This is a genomic window from Sphingobacterium siyangense (genome assembly GCF_007830445.1).
GTDB lineage: Bacteria > Bacteroidota > Bacteroidia > Sphingobacteriales > Sphingobacteriaceae > Sphingobacterium > Sphingobacterium siyangense.
In genome coordinates, this window is record NZ_VLKR01000011.1 from 126,913 (window position 1) to 144,081 (window position 17,169).

14 protein-coding genes are annotated in these 17,169 nt (G+C 42.0%); 10 read left to right on the forward strand and 4 right to left on the reverse strand.

Translation table 11 applies throughout. From position 1 onward, the window contains the following. Positions 1 to 215 precede the first annotated feature (215 nt). The 9 genes from IQ31_RS27505 (at position 216) to IQ31_RS11845 (ending at position 12,621) form a co-directional block, all read left to right on the forward strand. Positions 216 to 1,076, forward strand: coding sequence for an ROK family protein (locus IQ31_RS27505; RefSeq protein ID WP_167512261.1), 861 nt, complete (start codon positions 216 to 218; stop codon positions 1,074 to 1,076). Continuing rightward, on the forward strand, positions 1,073 to 2,350 hold the full coding sequence (locus IQ31_RS11810) for a sugar porter family MFS transporter (RefSeq protein ID WP_167512262.1): 1,278 nt from the start codon (positions 1,073 to 1,075) through the stop codon (positions 2,348 to 2,350). The genes IQ31_RS27505 and IQ31_RS11810 overlap by 4 nt, the downstream gene beginning before the upstream one ends. A gap of 158 nt (positions 2,351 to 2,508) precedes the next feature. After that, complete coding sequence (locus tag IQ31_RS11815; RefSeq protein WP_244294460.1) at positions 2,509 to 3,681, forward strand: glycoside hydrolase family 130 protein; 1,173 nt, start codon at positions 2,509 to 2,511, stop codon at positions 3,679 to 3,681. Between the two features lie 80 nt (positions 3,682 to 3,761). Continuing rightward, positions 3,762 to 6,908, forward strand: coding sequence for a SusC/RagA family TonB-linked outer membrane protein (locus tag IQ31_RS11820; protein WP_145328118.1), 3,147 nt, complete (start codon positions 3,762 to 3,764; stop codon positions 6,906 to 6,908). Between the two features lie 11 nt (positions 6,909 to 6,919). Beyond that, complete coding sequence (locus tag IQ31_RS11825; RefSeq protein ID WP_208734237.1) at positions 6,920 to 8,818, forward strand: RagB/SusD family nutrient uptake outer membrane protein; 1,899 nt, start codon at positions 6,920 to 6,922, stop codon at positions 8,816 to 8,818. A 27-nt stretch (positions 8,819 to 8,845) separates the two neighbouring features. Continuing rightward, entirely contained in the window at positions 8,846 to 9,550 is a 705-nt protein-coding gene (locus IQ31_RS11830) for a DUF3823 domain-containing protein (protein ID WP_198386016.1), read from the forward strand. Positions 9,551 to 9,590: 40 nt separating this feature from the next. Next, positions 9,591 to 10,394, forward strand: coding sequence for an endonuclease/exonuclease/phosphatase family protein (locus IQ31_RS11835; RefSeq protein ID WP_070565931.1), 804 nt, complete (start codon positions 9,591 to 9,593; stop codon positions 10,392 to 10,394). A 95-nt stretch (positions 10,395 to 10,489) separates the two neighbouring features. Next, on the forward strand, positions 10,490 to 11,749 hold the full coding sequence (locus IQ31_RS11840; RefSeq protein WP_158638864.1) for an IPT/TIG domain-containing protein: 1,260 nt from the start codon (positions 10,490 to 10,492) through the stop codon (positions 11,747 to 11,749). A 47-nt stretch (positions 11,750 to 11,796) separates the two neighbouring features. Then, entirely contained in the window at positions 11,797 to 12,621 is an 825-nt protein-coding gene (locus IQ31_RS11845; RefSeq protein ID WP_208734239.1) for an endonuclease/exonuclease/phosphatase family protein, read from the forward strand. Positions 12,622 to 12,694: 73 nt separating this feature from the next. Here IQ31_RS11845 and IQ31_RS11850 read toward each other — a convergent pair whose 3' ends face one another. Both IQ31_RS11850 and IQ31_RS27335 read right to left on the reverse strand, forming a co-directional pair. Beyond that, positions 12,695 to 13,744 (reverse strand): LacI family DNA-binding transcriptional regulator, encoded by a 1,050-nt coding sequence (locus IQ31_RS11850; protein WP_145328120.1) that lies wholly within the window; start codon positions 13,742 to 13,744, stop codon positions 12,695 to 12,697. Positions 13,745 to 13,805: 61 nt separating this feature from the next. Beyond that, complete coding sequence (locus IQ31_RS27335) at positions 13,806 to 13,964, reverse strand: hypothetical protein (protein ID WP_158638866.1); 159 nt, start codon at positions 13,962 to 13,964, stop codon at positions 13,806 to 13,808. Between the two features lie 88 nt (positions 13,965 to 14,052). On the opposite strand from IQ31_RS27335, the gene IQ31_RS11855 reads away from it, so the two are divergent. Beyond that, a complete protein-coding gene (locus tag IQ31_RS11855) occupies positions 14,053 to 15,156 on the forward strand; it encodes a sensor histidine kinase (RefSeq protein ID WP_145328121.1) in 1,104 nt (367 codons plus the stop codon). Positions 15,157 to 15,356: 200 nt separating this feature from the next. On the opposite strand, the gene IQ31_RS11860 is transcribed toward IQ31_RS11855, so the two are convergent. Together IQ31_RS11860 and IQ31_RS11865 are read right to left on the reverse strand one after the other, a co-directional pair. Further along, positions 15,357 to 16,349, reverse strand: coding sequence for a phosphodiester glycosidase family protein (locus tag IQ31_RS11860; RefSeq protein WP_145328122.1), 993 nt, complete (start codon positions 16,347 to 16,349; stop codon positions 15,357 to 15,359). 2 nt (positions 16,350 to 16,351) lie between these two features. After that, positions 16,352 to 17,164: a DUF4397 domain-containing protein gene (locus IQ31_RS11865; RefSeq protein WP_145328123.1), complete on the reverse strand. Its 813-nt coding sequence runs from the start codon at positions 17,162 to 17,164 to the stop codon at positions 16,352 to 16,354. Between the last annotated feature and the right edge of the window lie 5 nt (positions 17,165 to 17,169).

Consider the following 17,169-nt stretch of genomic DNA (forward strand, 5'->3'; position numbering starts at 1 on the left):
AGGAGAACACCTAAATTCTATCTTCGGTTTTAAAAGTTTTTTTATGGCACATACAAAATAGGGGGCTACCGCTAAACTTAAGAGAGGATGTAAGACGGATGGAAGATAAAAATTTAGATTAAAAATTTGATTTTCAAATATAAGTGTTATCTTCGCATTATCTAAGCAAAACCGGTTTTGCTTATTATCATTAATAACCAATTTTAAAAACAAAAATGCCTCATACCGAAAATATAATTTTATGTGTCGATTTAGGTGGTACGCATTGCTCATCAGGCCTTGTGCACGGGAGCCCTGCAGTTGTCATGGACGGATCGTACTTTCGCGGGAATGTAAATAGTAACGCAGAAAGAGTACAGATTTTGTCGGCCATAAAACAAACCATCGATAAGACCCTAAGTTCAACTACGCATTTACCATCCGAAATTTTCATATCTTGTCCTGGTCCATTCGATTACGAAAACGGAATATCCTTAATGGACGGAATGAATAAGTATCAGTCGCTACTAGGCTTTAATCTTAAAGAATTTTTTGCGAATATCACAGGAATTGATTTAAGTTCGATCTACTTTTATAACGACGCTGCAGCCTTTTTATTGGGCGAAGTTGTCAATAAAAAAATGGAAAATAGGCGCGTTATAGGCCTGACTTTAGGAACCGGATTGGGTTCTTCGCTTTACGAAAATGGAACAATCGTAGATCTCAATTTAGGATCAGCAGTTTTCAGTAACGGCATTGTAGAAGACTTCATTTCAACCCGAGGGGTCTTAGCTCATTTGACAGAAAAATTTGGGTATATTCCCGTTGATAACATAAAAGACATAGCTGAACGCCCAGATCTGGAAATTTTTAGAAAAGAGGCCTTTGATTTCCTAAGCAACCAACTGATTACTTTCATTAAAGAATATATTTATCCGTTAACGCCAGACACAATTATAATCGGAGGCAGTATTGCCAAGGCCCACAATTATTTTTTTGATAAGCTCCTTTGTACCCTTGATACGGAGCTATCCCTTGCATCATTTGATGAACGCAACTTATTTCTCGGATTAACCCTCAAGACATTTAGTATATGAAACCCATTTGGAAATTTACATTGATCGCATCGTTGGGAGGTTTTTTGTTTGGTTTTGAAACAGCAGTGATATCGGGTGCTGAACAAATCATACAAAAACTCTGGGACTTGGATGCTGTCCGTCATGGACTTACCGTATCGATCTCGCTGATCGGAACCATTATAGGAGCCGTTATCGCCGGACGTATGGCCGATCGTTATGGGCGTAAACCCGTGCTTTATTTCGTTGCAGCTTTATATTTACTCTCAGCATTGGGCTGTGCAGTAGCGTCCATCTGGGAGCTTTTCCTGTTGTTCAGATTATTGGGTGGACTTGCTGTGGGGATCAGCTCTGTTGTTGGACCCGTATATACCTCCGAAATTGCTCCCGCAAAAGATCGCGGTAAACTTACAGGGACTTTTCAGATTATGATCGTGCTGGGAATCTTTACGGCCTATCTGACAAATTTTCTTTTTATGAGCGTAAATTCAGGCGGATGGCGATACATGCTCGGTATCATGGCTGTGCCTGCCCTATTATTTGTACTTCTATTGAATCTTATTCCCGAAAGTCCAAGATGGCTATTGCAGCAGGGACACATTGAAAAAGCGCGTGCAAGTTATCTTCGGCTTGAAACTCCATTTGAAGTGCAGGTCAATCCGTCCCAAACATCTGGTAAGCATGTTAGCCTATTCCAAAAACGGTATGCCAAACCTATACTTTTTGCGGTGTTGTTAGCATTCTTCAATCAAATGACCGGAATTAATGCTATTCTATATTACGCACCACGGATCTTCGAAATGGCGGGCTTTAGTGCAGCATTAGCCTACCTTCAGCCTATTTTTATCGGTGGTACCAACTTGCTCTTTACCCTGGTTGGCATGAGCATCATAGATCGTTTTGGGCGAAAAAAACTGCTTTTGACAGGCGCTATTGGCATGTTCTTATTTCTGTTATTGGCAGCCTTTGGCCTAAAAGGAGTAAACGCACAATTTTTACTTTTCTATATCATGGGATTTATAGCATCTTTTGCCTTATCACAAGGTGCCGTGATTTGGGTGTTTTTGGCGGAAATTTTCCCGAACGAGGTTCGCGCCCAAGGCTCTTCCTTGGGGAGCACGACCCATTGGCTATTTGCTGCAATAATATCCTGGGTATTTCCAATTATTGTAGAAGGTAGCGTACTCGGAGGATATTATGTATTTTTATTCTATGCCCTGATGGTTATCGCGTCCTTCGTGTTTATTCTATGTATGCCCGAAACGAAGGGCAAAGTATTGGAAGAAATAACCTAAAGTTCCTATATTAAATAATTATTAAATCCTCATCATAAAGCGATATTGATCTATAAACTTATTAATTTCGTTTTGCAAAACCGGTTTTCTAAGATAGTTATGCGCTTTTGATACTAAAGAAACATTTTCGTAATACCATATATTAAAATAATTGACATATGAAACAAATGATAACGCTATTTAAGCCTCTTTCCATAATTGCGATTGCGGTGACTTTTTGGGGCTGTAGCGCGCAAAGACAGCCGCGCCATCTCGCCCCAGACTGGGTCATGGGCGGTTTCGTTCGTCCAGCAGGGGTAAACCCTGTAATCGAACCTGATAGTACCACCACATTTTTGAATCCCATGAATGGGCAACTTGTGCATTGGGAGAATAATGACACCTTCAACCCGGCAGCGGTGGTAAAAGGAGATAGTATCTACGTGCTTTATCGTGCCGAAGATAAGACGGGGATAAAAATTGGTCATCGTACTTCACGTCTAGGGCTTGCTGCGAGCGCTGATGGAACACATTTCAACCGACAAAAAACGCCTGTTTTTTATCCCGGGGCTGATAGCCAGCGTGAGTTTGAATGGCCCGGTGGAACGGAGGATCCGCGTATAGCGGAATCCGAAGATGGCACCTATGTGATGTTCTATACGCAATGGAACCGAAAAGTACCTCGCCTAGGGGTAGCTACCTCAAAGGATCTTAAAAATTGGACAAAATATGGGCCTATTTTTAAAAAATCGAACATACTGCCTGAGCTCGTCAATAAATCGCATAAATCAGCATCGATTGTCACTAAACTGGAAAATGGTAAGCAGCTAATTACTAAAGTAAATGGGAAGTATTGGATGTACTGGGGCGAGCATGGTGTATATGGCGCAACGTCGGATAATCTGCTTGACTGGGAACCGGTTGTAGATGAGAAAGGTCAACTCAAAGCGTTCATCTCACCTCGAGAGGGATATTTTGATAGCTCTTTAACAGAATGTGGCCCACCGGCCATCCTGACAGATAAAGGAATTCTACTATTATATAATGGCAAAAACCACCCTGAAAAAGGAGATAAGCGATTTAATAAAGGTACTTATTCAGCAGGGCAAGTTCTTTTCGACAGTAAAGATCCGGGTAAAGTATTAGCAAGGATGGACGTGCCTTTCCTAAGACCAATGGAAGCTTTTGAAAAAAGTGGTCAATATGTTGACGGCACAGTGTTTATAGAAGGCCTGGTTTATTTTAAACAGAAATGGTTTCTATACTATGGCTGTGCTGATTCAAAGGTTGGTGTTGCCATTTTTGATCCGCAACATCCTGCTGCACTGGATCCCATCCCTAATGAAAAATAAGGTATAGATGTATAAAGCCAAAGTGATTCGTGTAAGCGTTTTAATAAAGAATTACTAACCAAAAATAAATTTTATAAAAAATGATACAGCGTGATTTAAATGCAGCCTATAAGAGCGCCTTAAAGGCAAGTTTGATAGGGATCGCACTAATGACATCCGCGGCTTATGGTCATGAGCGTTGGGACAGTGATCTTGTCCTCATGGCTATGGCCAAAGCACCCGTCCGGATAACCGGACAAGTAACGGATGCTGCCAATAATCCGATCGCCGGGGTCACTGTGCAAATAAAGCGCACACCCTCCATCGGAACCAGTACAGACGGAACCGGAAAATTTTCCATTACAACAGATCCTAATGAAACACTGCTGCTATCCGCCGCCGGCTATAAGAGCCAAGAAATCCTGCTAGGGGGACGAACAAACTTATCCATTATTCTGCAAGATAGTGTAGCGATGATGGACGAGGTTGTGGTGGTGGGATATGGCGTGCAGAAACGAGCTTCGGTAACAGGTTCAGTTGCATCCATACAGGCTGAAGAGCTGATTAAGGTAAAGACGCCAAACGTAACAAATATGCTTGCTGGTCGATTGCCGGGGATTCGTGCGGTACAGCGTAGCGGTGCCCCCGGAGATGACGGAGCGTCGGTGGATATCCGCGGGTACGGTAGCATGCTCGTTATCGTGGATGGCGTACAGCGAGATTTTGCACAGGTCGATCCGAATGATATCGAATCTATATCAATATTAAAGGATGCTGCTGCCGCGGTGTACGGATTTAAAGGTTCCAACGGGGTGCTATTGGTGACCACAAAAAAAGGAAGCAATTCAAAAACTAAAGTGGAGTACAATGGATATTATGGGATCCAGCAGGTGACGCGATATCCACGTATGATGAATGCCTATGAATATGCGTCGCTGTATAATGAAGCGATCTATAACTCTAATCCGTACACTGGGGTACCAGCATATAGTCAAGAACAACTCGATAGTTACAAAAATGGAGCGCAGGGTACTGACTGGTGGGATTCCCTCGTGCGTAACAATGCTCCACAGAGCTCACACAATGTGAGCATCTATGGGGGAAATGATAAAGTTAAATATTATAATTCGGTGGGATATGTTGACCAGGGTGGTATTTTGAGGTCAGATGACTGGAACTTCAAAAGGTATAATCTACGCTCCAATATTGATCTGAATGTTACACCAAATTTTACCGTCGGATTTAAATTGACAGGTCGTTTACAAGATCGTGAAAAACCGTATGGAGGTGACGATCTGTTTACACAGGCACAGATGGCCATCCCTATTTATTCCATTTATGCCAACAATAATCCCAGTTATTGGCAGGCCATTGGAAACATGGCCAACCCTATACATAGCTCTTATATCGAGCATAGTGGATACGAATCGCGCCTGAGAAGAGAGTTTAACGGTTCATTGGATCTAAATTGGAAGCTACCGTGGATAGCTGGACTGTCGTTACGTGCTATGGTCGCTTATGACTATAAGAACAGTGAATGGAAAACATGGCAAAAGGCATTGAGCGATTACCAGTACAATCAGACGAATGAACACTATACCGAGGTCGCTCTAAGAAAAAAAGCAAGCCTGGAGTCCAAGATGGAAAATCTGTATATGCCAACGCAGCAGTATTCGATCAATTACAACCGTGTATTTGGACAAAAGCATGATGTCAGTGGCTTATTGTTATGGGAGGCCTATCACGACCGTTTGACCGATATATTGGGTTTTAGGGAATCTTCGATCGGGATCATTGACGACATCAGTAAAGGAGACACCGAAAACCAAAATACGAGTGGCAAAAGTGTGGAAACGGCGCATGCAGGTCTGGTAGGAAGGTTTAATTATGCCTATGACCGAAGATATCTACTTGAATTGAATTTCCGTTATGATGGATCTTATAAATTTCAGCGGGACCGCAGGTGGGGATTCTTCCCGGGAGTTTCAGCCGGTTGGCGGATTTCGGAAGAGAAATTTTTCAAAGAAAATTTTGCTCATTTTGATAACGTAAAAATCCGGGGCTCCTATGCCCAAGTCGGTGATGAGGGTGATTTTTCGGCATTCCAATACCTCGACGGATATGTCTATGGAGGGAGTTATGTGCTGGGAACTGGAGGCTTGTCTTCTGGGCTGAGAAGCAGTGGGATGGCCAATCCTTGGTTGACATGGTACGAGTCTAATATCATGAATCTAGGGTTTGAGGCTTCCTTTAAAAACGGATTGATCAATACGGAATTCGACTGGTTTAGACGCGAACGCTCTGGGCTTCCTGCGACAAGACAAGGCACTTTCCCGACAACATTCGGCGAGTCTATGCCACAGGAAAATTTAAATTCAGATATCAATACCGGTTTTGAATGGACTGTAGGCCATAAAAATAAAATTGGTGATTTTGCCTATAATATATCCGGCAATTTTTCTGTAACACGCATCCGCTATGGCTACGTCGAACGTGCAGCTTCAACCAATATGTATGATAACTGGCGGAACAACAGTAATGATAGAAATAAGGATATCCGGTGGGGGAAGACGGTCTTGGGTCAATTTTCCTCGTATGAAGATATTTTAAATTCACCGGTGCAGGATAATAATGGAAATCGATCCCTGCTTCCCGGAGATTTGAAATTCAAAGATGTGAATGGCGACGGCATTATAGATGGGAACGATGTGGAACCAATCGGTCATGGTGCAACACCAAGAATGTATTATGGATTAAATCTCGGCGCGAATTATAAAGGATTTGATATGACCTTATTTTTTCAGGGAGCTGCAGGCCATGATATTTATATAAGTGGCGATATACTTGATCCGTTTATCCAACAGGGCCTAGGTAACGGATTTGCATTTATGACCGACCGATGGCACCGGGCAGATCCTGCTGATCCCAATAGTGAATGGATTGCCGGCACAATGCCCGCAGCCCGGGTAACAGGTCAGGTGGACAACCGATCTGATAACTCATGGTCCTTACATAAAGCAGATTATCTACGGTTAAAAACATTGGAAGTGGGGTATTCTCTACCAAAAAAATGGGCCGAGTCCCTAAAGATTGAACGGTGTAGAATCTACTTTAATGCCAATAACCTATTGACGTTCACGGGGAGTGATGCGTTATTGAAAAATATAGACCCTGAAAGCAATCAAAGTCGATTGCGCTATTATCCACAATTGAAAACATTCAATTTTGGTGTTAATATAGTTTTATAAAATCCTATACTATGAAAATGAAATATTTCAGTCCTCTTCTTCTGAGTTGTGCATTTACACTGAGTTTATATAGTTGTAACGATTACCTAGACCGGGAGCTTACCAGTGGAATTATCACCTCTGATCTCATCTGGGAAAGTCCGCAAGCGATACAGTCCGTGTTAGTCACGATGTATGATGAGGGATTACGATTAGATGAGTTTGACGATTGGTTTACAGGAAAATCAAATCTGCTCAATTTGACCTCCTTGTCTGATGAAGCGACAGGAGCGTATCAGAAAGACTATGCATTTAGTAATGCAAATTCGGTATATACGTATAGTGATTACGTCTTTGAAGACCCTTTTGCGACGCGATACGTCCAAATAAGACGTACAAACGACTTCTTGAAAAAACTGAGCGAGACTACAGTCTTGAGCGACGAGGAGAAGCGCCTAGTCGATGCTGAGGCGAGGTGGATACGCGCGATGCAATATTTTGGTTTGGTGAAGCGCTATGGTGGTGTCCCCTTGCTAACGACACCACAAGAATACGTTCCTGGCGATTTTTCGGCATTACAGGTTCCAAGAAATAAGGAATCGGAAGTTTACGATTTTATTATCAGTGAATGTAAGGCGATTAGCGACATACTTCCGGTATCGCGATCTGCAGAAAGTAAATATAGAGCCTCCAAAGGTGCTGCGCTTGCCTTATGGTCCCGTGCTTCGCTGTATGCTGGCTCGATCGCTAAATATGGTTCAAATGCAAATTTAAGTGGAGAGGCTGTAACGCGCGGTTATGTTGGTATAGCAGCCAATGAGGCAACGAGGTATTTTACCGAATCGTATAATGCTTCAAAAGCATTGCTGGAGGCAGGCACTTATTCCCTTTATAACAAAAATGCCGACAAAGCAGCGAATTTCTATGAACTGTTTTCAAAAAGTGTAAATGGCGATAATGGGGAATACATCTTTCAGAAAACCTTTAATGTTTCAGCCGGGAAAGGTCACATGTGGGATAAGATGAATGCTCCTTTTTCCTATCGTGGTGATGGCTGGGGCTGCGGAGTGACCCCAACGCTCGAAATGGTCGAAGCATTTGAATACAGCGATGGTAGCCCGGGTAAATTGTCTTTAAAAAATACAGATGGGACCCCGCGTAGTTTTGATAGTCCCTACGATCTTTTCGTTGGGAAAGACCCGCGGTTGTTTGCTTCCATCTATGTTCCCGGCGCTCCATTAAAGGGCAGCAAGGTCGAATGGATACGAGGAGTGATCAATGGGCAGAATGGCTCGGGGCAAAAATACCAGGCACAGAATCAGCCCGACAAGGATAATGTGGCTACGATAGACGGTGTGAGGTACAATACATCGGGTAAAGATGGCGGCGCCGACGTCGGAGATGCTTCAAAAACGGGGTTTTATATGCGTAAGTTTTTTGATGAAACGCTTACAGACATGACAAATATTGACGCCAAGCGTTCGGAGACACCTTGGGTAGTATTTCGCCTTGGTGAAATATACCTTAATTTTGCCGAGGCCTGTGTCGAGCTCGGAGGCAAAGACACCGAAGCTTTGCAGGCGGTAAATGCCATTCGCACACGTGCCGGAATTCAGTCACTTGCAACGATATCCATTGCCAAAGTTCGGCAGGAACGCAAGGTAGAGCTTGCTTTTGAAAAGCTACGCTTTTGGGATCTCAAGCGATGGCGAGTAGCCCACATGGATGAATCGCAGGGCGGACTAACCAACTATAGAGGTACAGCGCTATATCCTTGGTTCAATGTTAAAAGCAATAAGTATACTTTCGAAACCGGAGTACCTCCGAAGCAAAAAAGATTATTTCTGGAAAGAAACTACTATATCCGCATTAGTCCTACGGATTTGAGTACGAATCCGCAGCTGGTTCAAAATCCGGGTTACGGCAACTAATTAAGATGTATTACAATTATGATCAAAATGAAGAATATTTTTTATGTGTTTGGTTTTATTTTAATCGCTGTCATGAACAGTTGCGAAAATGAGATCGACAATCTACAGGCTCCTAATGGGGGGCTTCACGGCACCATATATGACATGGAAACAAACAAGCCTATTCCATTGCCGGTGGAGGGGTCGGGAGGTGTATTGGTTTCTTTATTTGAAATAGGAACCGGGGCGACTGCCTCTGTCGATTTCAGGGCAAATGCAGATGGATCTTATACCAACAATACGGTGTTTAATGGGAAGTATAGAGTGGTTGTCAACGGCCCTTTTATTGGCGTATGCGAAGGGTATACGACCGTCCAAGGTCAAACGGAATTTGATTTGAAAGCAACCCCTTTTTCCCGTATTACGGCATCGGCCACCATTTCCGACAGAAACCAAGTCGAGGTAGCATTTAAGGTTAATAAATCGGACGAATCCTTTACGTTTACCAATGTATCTGTGATGTGGAACTATACGCCCCGAGTAGATGAAAATAATGCGAATTATGTCACAAAGATTGCTAAGGGCAAAATAGATGAAGGTACACATGTCTTTGAACTGGCCAATGATAAACAATTTGTCGAGAACTTTTACAAGATCAAGGCAAACGGCAACAAAATCTATGTCCGGGTAAGTGCGACGGTAAACGGGGTCGTCAATTATAGCGATACCATAGAATTGATAGCAAATGACTGATCAACTAACACGCAAAGCAAAAACTACACAGGAGTCACTCATGAAAAGAATTATAACATTCAGTATAATCGGTTTTTTATTGGTATCATGCAGTAAAAATGAAACCAAGGTGGAAGAGCCATCCGTAACCGGCACATCTGTCAAAACCATGTCGTATAATATCTATTCGGCACAAAAAAAAGGCATAGAGGCGATCGCCGACGTGATTAAGAAAAATGATCCCGACCTTGTGGGGCTGCAGGAAGTGGAGAAGAACTCCATCAATCTGAATTTTGACACCGGAAAACGCCTTTCCGAGCTTACCGGTATGCCCTATTATTATTTTGTCAAAGCCCGCGACCTAGCTCAGGGGGAATATGGTAATCTCATTCTTTCAAAATTACCCCTTAAAGAACAGGCAACTTACCTGTTGGATGTGGTCACTTCAGAATCAAACGCTTATATAAGAGCGCTTGGCACGGTGAGGGTAACCAAGGATAATCAGGATTTTTATTTTGCAGTGACGCATTTAGATCATCTGTCAGATAATGCCAATAGGCTCCATCAAATTGACCTAATCCACCAATATACCAAAGATATTACGCTACCTATCATTCTGTCTGCCGACATCAATGCCAAGCCTACAGAAGAAGGCTATAAAGTGTTGACGAAATGGTTTACATCAGGATGCCTAAATGGCTACTGTGGCTTTACAGCCGGAACACCTAAACCTGATGGAACCATAGATTACCTGATGTATGCACCGGCAGACGGGGTCTTGACGGAGACATATGATGTAGACTATAGTTCCTATTCGCAATCCGATCATTTTCCTGTTGTTGCGAATTTTTTAATCAAAAACTAATACAAATTTTACGTAGCAAAACCATGATAACTATTTGTTTTTCTAAAATATCAGGAATAAGAAATCTTCACATCGGGATATTTTTTTGTTTCGCAATGGGTCTACTCAGTTGCACCAAAGAGATTGGTGGCGACATGACGTATCCCGATAAGGCTAATGAACCTAAAATTACCCAATATACACCCATTTCTGGAGGCTCATCTACCGAAATATCCCTATATGGGAGTAATTTTGGAACGGATCTCGAAAAAATCAAAGTGACAATAAATGAGAAGGAAGCGAGTGTATTAAGTTCCAATGGACGGGTCATTACCGCACGTATTCCACAGAATGCGGGATCCGGTAAAGTCAAACTAGCTATTAACGGCGTAGAATATACCTATAAGCAAAATTTTGAGTACGGATATCAGACCGTCGTGTACACCTATTTAGGATCGACTAAGGATGATGTTGACGGGGATTATGTGCAGGCTAAATTATCCGGGCCACGCTATTTGAAATGGAGTAAGGATAATATGCTCTATTTTGTCGAAGAGGGGGCGAGTAGACGAGATAATTTTGCGGCACTCCGTGTTGCTGCAAATAATCAAGTAAGTACCTTACTTAATGCTTCTGAGAACCCTTTGTTCGAGCGGCTCCGGGCTTTTGACTTTTCAATAGACCAAAATACATTGTACCTTAGCAATGATAACAACGCAAATGGATCCATGGGCTTTGGCAAGATGATAAAATCTTCTGGTAAATATAGCAATTTAACGGCCCTATCTGCAACGGCAGGATTGACGGCTGTAACAACGAACCCCGTGACAGATGAAGTGTTTGTTGGTATATACTCGGGCGGAAAGATCTGTCGTTTAAAATCCGATGGTACGCTGGAGCAGCTATTTGCAGTCAATTCAAAAAATGTCAATATTATGGACATTATTTTCTCTCCAGATGGGCAAACTATGTTTATATCAGGAGCCTACAATGCACACAGTGTTTATCGTGTACCCTATGACCTTGCGGCCAAGAGATTCGGTGCTGTACAAGTACTTGCTGGACCAAATGCCAATACGACGGGGAATGCAATAGGAAATGGAGAGTCTGCGCGATTCAATACACCTGCACAAATGGATCTGGATCAGGATGGAAACTTATATGTTGCCGATCGTAAAAACCATTGTGTTCGTAAAATCACGACCAATGGTACGGTAACTACTTATGCAGGAATTGCCGGCACCAGTGGTCTCCAGAATGGGAATGCCTTAACAGCAAAATTTTACGAACCCGAAGGTCTACAGTTCGGTCCTGACGGAGCATTGTATGTAGCTGATACCTGGAATCACGTTATTCGAAAGATCGTTATAGAGTAACTACCATATAATTTAACTAATTCTTACTTACATTAAAGAATAGGATCATGATGATAACTTTGTCTAAAGCAAGACATTTAAACTTGCGCCCCCTGCTGTTTGTTTTAATAACCGCTCTGCTGTTGTCAGTTAATGCCAATGGAGTTTCCGCCCAAAAATTGAATCGTAAAGTTGAGATCAAAACAATGACCTACAACATCTATAGTGCTCGAAAAATGGGCATTGAAGCGATTGCTTCGGTGATCAAAAAAGTTGATCCCGATGTTGTTTCTTTGCAAGAAGTGGAACGCAATACAGCTATTAATCCAATGGATTTTCCGAAGGAAATCGCTGCATTGACAGGGATGAAATACTATTATTTTGCACATGCATTAACGTTGAAGAAAGGTGATTATGGTAATGTTATCCTTTCCAAATATCCGCTACTGGAGACAAAGTCTATCCATTTGGGGGTTGCTAATGATGGGGATGACATCCGATCCTTTGGCTATGCATTGTTGGAAAAGGAAGGCAAACAATTTTATTTTGCGACGACCCACCTGGGCTACAAAAAGGATGATGCCACCCGTTTAAAACAGATCGATGAGATCTTGGCGGAAATCAAAAATTTAAAGAAGCCGATCATTTTGGGTGCTGATCTGAATTCACGGCCCAACTCACAGACTATGCCGGCTTTGCAAAAATGGTTTTCCCTGCCCTGTCAAACCTCGAATTGTGAATGGACTGTACCTACACCAAAACCGACATATACTTGTGATTGGTTGATATATGCTCCGCAGCAGGCTTTTGAAGTAAAGGACTATGCGGTTCAATTTTGGGCAGACAAAGAATCCGACCATTTTCCAGTTGTAGGAACATTTAATATTAAATAGTCTGAATAATTCAATACTAATTATTGGAACATATAAACCAAAAATATGCGGGAAACCGTGCATCTTCTGCCGATCAGTTGTTGCGACCGATTGGCAGAAGATTATTGCTTTTTCTTTCAGATGACTTTCTTGCTTTTATCACAGAGGGTAATACTACATGACTAGCATTATCTTTTGTTGGTTTTTCTATCTGCTTTAGCAATAATTTTATAATGTTGTTACTTAGTTCCTCCAAGGGCTGACGTATGGCGGTGATCGTTGGGGAGATCAGGTTAAACGCTTCATGATCGTCAAAGGACACGATGCCGAAATCCATTTTCTTTTTAGCCGTTAGCTTATTTATTGCAGCCAACCCTGCAAGACAAAGATAATTGGTTGCAAAGATGATAGCGTCCAATTCCAGATTTTTTTCAAGAAAATCTTTAATAAGCTGCTGTTTGACTGTTTTTTTTGATTCAAAGGGTACAAAGGCTACTTTAGGGTCAACAGCTAATTTTTCCATCGTCTCTTGGTAACCTAATAATCGTTCATGCATTTGGCTTTGTGTAGATTCGAGTGTAACGAATCCAATCTGACGAAACCCCTTATCATATAGATGCATACAAGCTTCAATCATTGCTTCCTTGTTGTTGGTTCCGACAAAATCCACACCTTCGACCGGATCCCGGTCAAATAGAACAATTGGGATATGTTCATCCACCATTTCTTTAACGACATCTTCTATTCCTTTGGTTGGTGCAATAATATAGCCATCCAGTTGGCTCCGTCTGAAAAAATTGATAATCTCAATGGCTGTATTGGTATCACCGAGGGTACTGCTGTACATTATCCTATACCCTTTCGTTTTGGCTAGATTTTCGATCATGAGCGCTATTGGTCCAAAAAATGAGTCAGAAATATCTTCAACAATAAGTCCGATACTGCTACTTCGGCCTGTGGCTAGGCTTTGCGCTAAGTGATGCGGGTAAAAACGAACCTCTCTGACATAATCCAGTACTTTAGCCTGTAATTCTTTGCTAATCCGTCTTTCGTCAGCTTTTCCGTTAATGATCAACGATACGGTTGACTTTGCTATTTTTAAGTGTTTCGCAATGTCATTTATTGAAATCTTTTTATTTTCCATACATTCTAAAACTTAAAAATATAGATTTTTATTCACTTGTATCCATTATCGTTCAAAGCCTTTAGAATTTACCGGCATTGTTGTTGAAAAAGAGGTCGTTTAATGCAGCAAAGAAAAAAAGTGTCCAGAAGAAATCGGCAAGATCGTAAAGAGATTCAATGTACTTCATAATCTTTTCTTGGGCCATCATGGGGTTGAAGCCTTCTCTGTCAAGATGCATCAGGTCAACTTCGTGATTAGCTTTTTGTTTTTCGGATTTTCCCTTATTGATTTATCTGTTGTAAAATATTATGATTAAATTAGCGTAGATGAAAACTACAGCTAATCTTCTGGTGTCTATTTTGGAGCAGTCCCATAGTGCGATCGCAATTTATGATAGCATAGACCTAAATATTGCTTTTGTTAGCCAAGGTATGCTGGATATATTATGTGTGGATCGGTCCATCCTAGGGCGTAGTTTTTGTGCATGCTTTCCTCATTTTAAAGAAGAAGGTTTTTCATCTATTTTGAAAAACGTTTGGAAAACAGGAATTGTCTATCAGGCTGAGCGTACACCCGCAAATATTGTTCATGAAGAGACGAAAACACTGCGGTATTTTAATTTTGAATATAGGCCATTGCTTGACGAGGAGGGGAAAACCTATGCTATTTTGCATACGGCAAGTGATGTGACTGAGCAACATCTTGCTTACAAAAATGTGGAAGAAAAGCAAGAGCAGCTTATGTTTAGCCGCGAATTGGACGTGCTCGCCGGCACTTTGGCACATGATCTAAAAAATCCATTGTCTGTTTTGAAAATTGGGAATAGTTTTCTGAGCAAAAATGTGGGTGTTTCGGTTAAGGTAAGTGAAAGGTGGTTTGAAACCTTTGCGGCATCTATTCAAAATATAGAAAGTATTATAAATCAGACATTGCAGCTTGGCAAGATACGCAGTGCCGAGAAAGAAGTCGCGTGTGTGGCAATGGATAAAAAAATAAGGAATTGTATTGATGAAATTAAACTGGTATATCCCGACAAACAAATGGAAATCAAATTAGGAGATCTATTTCCTTTGTATACGGATGGCGGAATCGTTTATCAGGTTTTTATAAATCTAATTGGTAATGCCGTTAAATATGCAAAAAAATCAGGTGAGGCTTTTTTGCATATTTATAGTGAAAAAGCTGATAAAGGAGTAGTATATTATCTCGAAGATAATGGCATCGGGATTCCGGAAGACGAGTTGCAGAAGGTTTTTCTTACAAATGAACGGGCGAGTAATACTGCCAAGATTGCTGGATCGGGAATCGGGCTGGCATTGGTTAAACATCTCATGGAACGTATCGGTGGGACGATTCATTTATCGAGCGAACTTAACAAAGGGACCGTCGTTCGCTTATTTTTTCCAGTTTCATCGCGAACGTTAGCCTAAACAACTTTTGACCTAATACTAACTTCGGCTGGAAGTTTTATTTCGGGCATGAGGAAAATAAAATTCTTGTGATTGAATTTTCTTGGGCGAAATAATCGTATTTTGCGTAGCTGCAAGCAAGATGAAATAACAGCGTAAACAAATTTAAATTTAAAAAATCAGCTACTCAAAATCCGTTGTTGAGTAGCTGATTTTCTAATTTATCGCTTCACAAATGCGATACCGCTGATGCTTGCAGATCCGCCTGCCGTTAATGGCTTGGATACGGTGTTCCAGACCACGGGATTAAATTGGTTTCCTGTATTGGTCTTTTGGACCATCACGCTGGTGGAACCGCCGTTCAATACAAATGCATCGTAACTACTTAAGGCTCCCATCAAAACGGCAACATCATTTAAACTGATGCCTACTGAAAAATTGGTGTCACCGCCATCAACAACCAAGGCATACATCGTTTTATTATCTGCGGATAGGCCAATGGCTGTTATCGCTTGAACAATTGCTGCTGTAGTCAAAACGTTATAACCTCGGTAACGGACCCAATTGGTCCCGGATACCAGTCCGCTAAATTGATTCAAATCATAAGGCTCAAAAGCAAACTTGGTGGTATCGGCACAATTGCCAATATAAGGCGAGCCATCTTTGCGTATTGCAAAGAAAGGTCTGGTCTTCTCTTTGGTCTTTATATTGCTCGTGGATACATTGATCTGCCGCCCGTTTTTAATGTAGGAATAAGTGGACGATAACGCCGCATTTATTGCTGCGAGGATCTCGCCGCCTGCGCGTGGTTCGCAGTACTTGGCCATATCACCTATCGGCTGGCTCACATATAGGTAATCATCAAATGCACTCATGATTGAAGGAAAAACCGCTTTTGATGAAAGATCTACAGTGAGCAGTTGAAGGCTCACGCGTTGATCGAGCTTGTTCTGGTAGCGAATATGGGTTCGTACAAGTCCTTTGGTTAGGGTAACAGATGAATCGACCAGAAATGTTTTGATGAGGTCGGTCTGCGCCATGAGCTTCTTGGTGACGGGCTCTATTTCCTTGTCTTCTGGAATAATATCGGTGGGCGGAGTTACTATCTCTTTATCGTCAAAGCTGGGATAATCATCCCTTTGCTTGCAGGAATATAGCATGCTGATGCACGTGATGTACAAAAGGACATTTCTTAATATTGTTTTTCTTTTCATATCTATCGAACTAAGAAAAATGAAACATAAGGCTTCATGATGGTGCTGGTAAATCCATCATAGCCCAAAGCATAAATGACATATGACCTGCGGTCCAGGATGGCTCCTGCATTGCTGTAGGACGCGATTACAGTGCCATTTGTTACCGGAGATCCCGCCTTGCGGATCTTCCAGGTACGGGTGGCAATGCGGTTGAGCTGGAAATATGGACTTGTTTCCAGGTATTTAATGTCCTTGGCGACAAGTGAGTCTTGCACGGCGATGGCATCTGCGCTCCCAGTGGCCGCAGCACCATAGTACAGGTCTATTGATGGTACATTGGGCATCAGATTGGTAAAGTGATACCTTGCTTGTGTACTGTCGGGCCGTGTGAGGTCTTCTTCATTGAGGATCATTTTTGTGTTCTGCGCCGTATCGGTAATATGAATGGTATAGCGCTTGCCTGCGCTCAGGTTAACGGATGATTCGGCCAAGATAATGGAGTCGCGTCCATCGTCGGTTTTATGTGGAAGGGCAACTTGTACTTTTACGTTGCCGGCTTTCCATTTTAAAAAATCAGGCCGTGAATCTCCACGGGTATTATACCCGCCGCCGGGAAAGGGCTCACGTCCCCGGATGCGTGAAGTAACGCGCTGATCGTCAAATTTGACATACATATAGCGGTCATCGGGATATATCGATGCCATATTGATTTTCACGATGACGTCATCGGCGCCAAGGAAATCTACTTTTCCAAAGTCCTGAATGGATTTCTCGCATGAATTTAGGCCAAAGACACCTAAAGCTAGAAATGCTAAGTTTTTGAATATCTTCATAATGT

Bases quoted from the DNA above. Each gene is read 5' to 3' on its own strand.
- IQ31_RS27505 (WP_167512261.1), top strand. From the start codon at position 216: ATGCCTCATACCGAAAATATAATTTTATGTGTCGATTTAGGTGGTACG.
- IQ31_RS11810 (WP_167512262.1), top strand. From the start codon at position 1,073: ATGAAACCCATTTGGAAATTTACATTGATCGCATCGTTGGGAGGTTTT.
- IQ31_RS11815 (WP_244294460.1), top strand. From the start codon at position 2,509: ATGAAACAAATGATAACGCTATTTAAGCCTCTTTCCATAATTGCGATT.
- IQ31_RS11820 (WP_145328118.1), top strand. From the start codon at position 3,762: ATGATACAGCGTGATTTAAATGCAGCCTATAAGAGCGCCTTAAAGGCA.
- IQ31_RS11825 (WP_208734237.1), top strand. From the start codon at position 6,920: ATGAAAATGAAATATTTCAGTCCTCTTCTTCTGAGTTGTGCATTTACA.
- IQ31_RS11830 (WP_198386016.1), top strand. From the start codon at position 8,846: ATGAAGAATATTTTTTATGTGTTTGGTTTTATTTTAATCGCTGTCATG.
- IQ31_RS11835 (WP_070565931.1), top strand. From the start codon at position 9,591: ATGAAAAGAATTATAACATTCAGTATAATCGGTTTTTTATTGGTATCA.
- IQ31_RS11840 (WP_158638864.1), top strand. From the start codon at position 10,490: ATGGGTCTACTCAGTTGCACCAAAGAGATTGGTGGCGACATGACGTAT.
- IQ31_RS11845 (WP_208734239.1), top strand. From the start codon at position 11,797: ATGATGATAACTTTGTCTAAAGCAAGACATTTAAACTTGCGCCCCCTG.
- IQ31_RS11850 (WP_145328120.1), bottom strand. From the start codon at position 13,744: ATGGAAAATAAAAAGATTTCAATAAATGACATTGCGAAACACTTAAAA.
- IQ31_RS27335 (WP_158638866.1), bottom strand. From the start codon at position 13,964: ATGCATCTTGACAGAGAAGGCTTCAACCCCATGATGGCCCAAGAAAAG.
- IQ31_RS11855 (WP_145328121.1), top strand. From the start codon at position 14,053: ATGAAAACTACAGCTAATCTTCTGGTGTCTATTTTGGAGCAGTCCCAT.
- IQ31_RS11860 (WP_145328122.1), bottom strand. From the start codon at position 16,349: ATGAAAAGAAAAACAATATTAAGAAATGTCCTTTTGTACATCACGTGC.
- IQ31_RS11865 (WP_145328123.1), bottom strand. From the start codon at position 17,164: ATGAAGATATTCAAAAACTTAGCATTTCTAGCTTTAGGTGTCTTTGGC.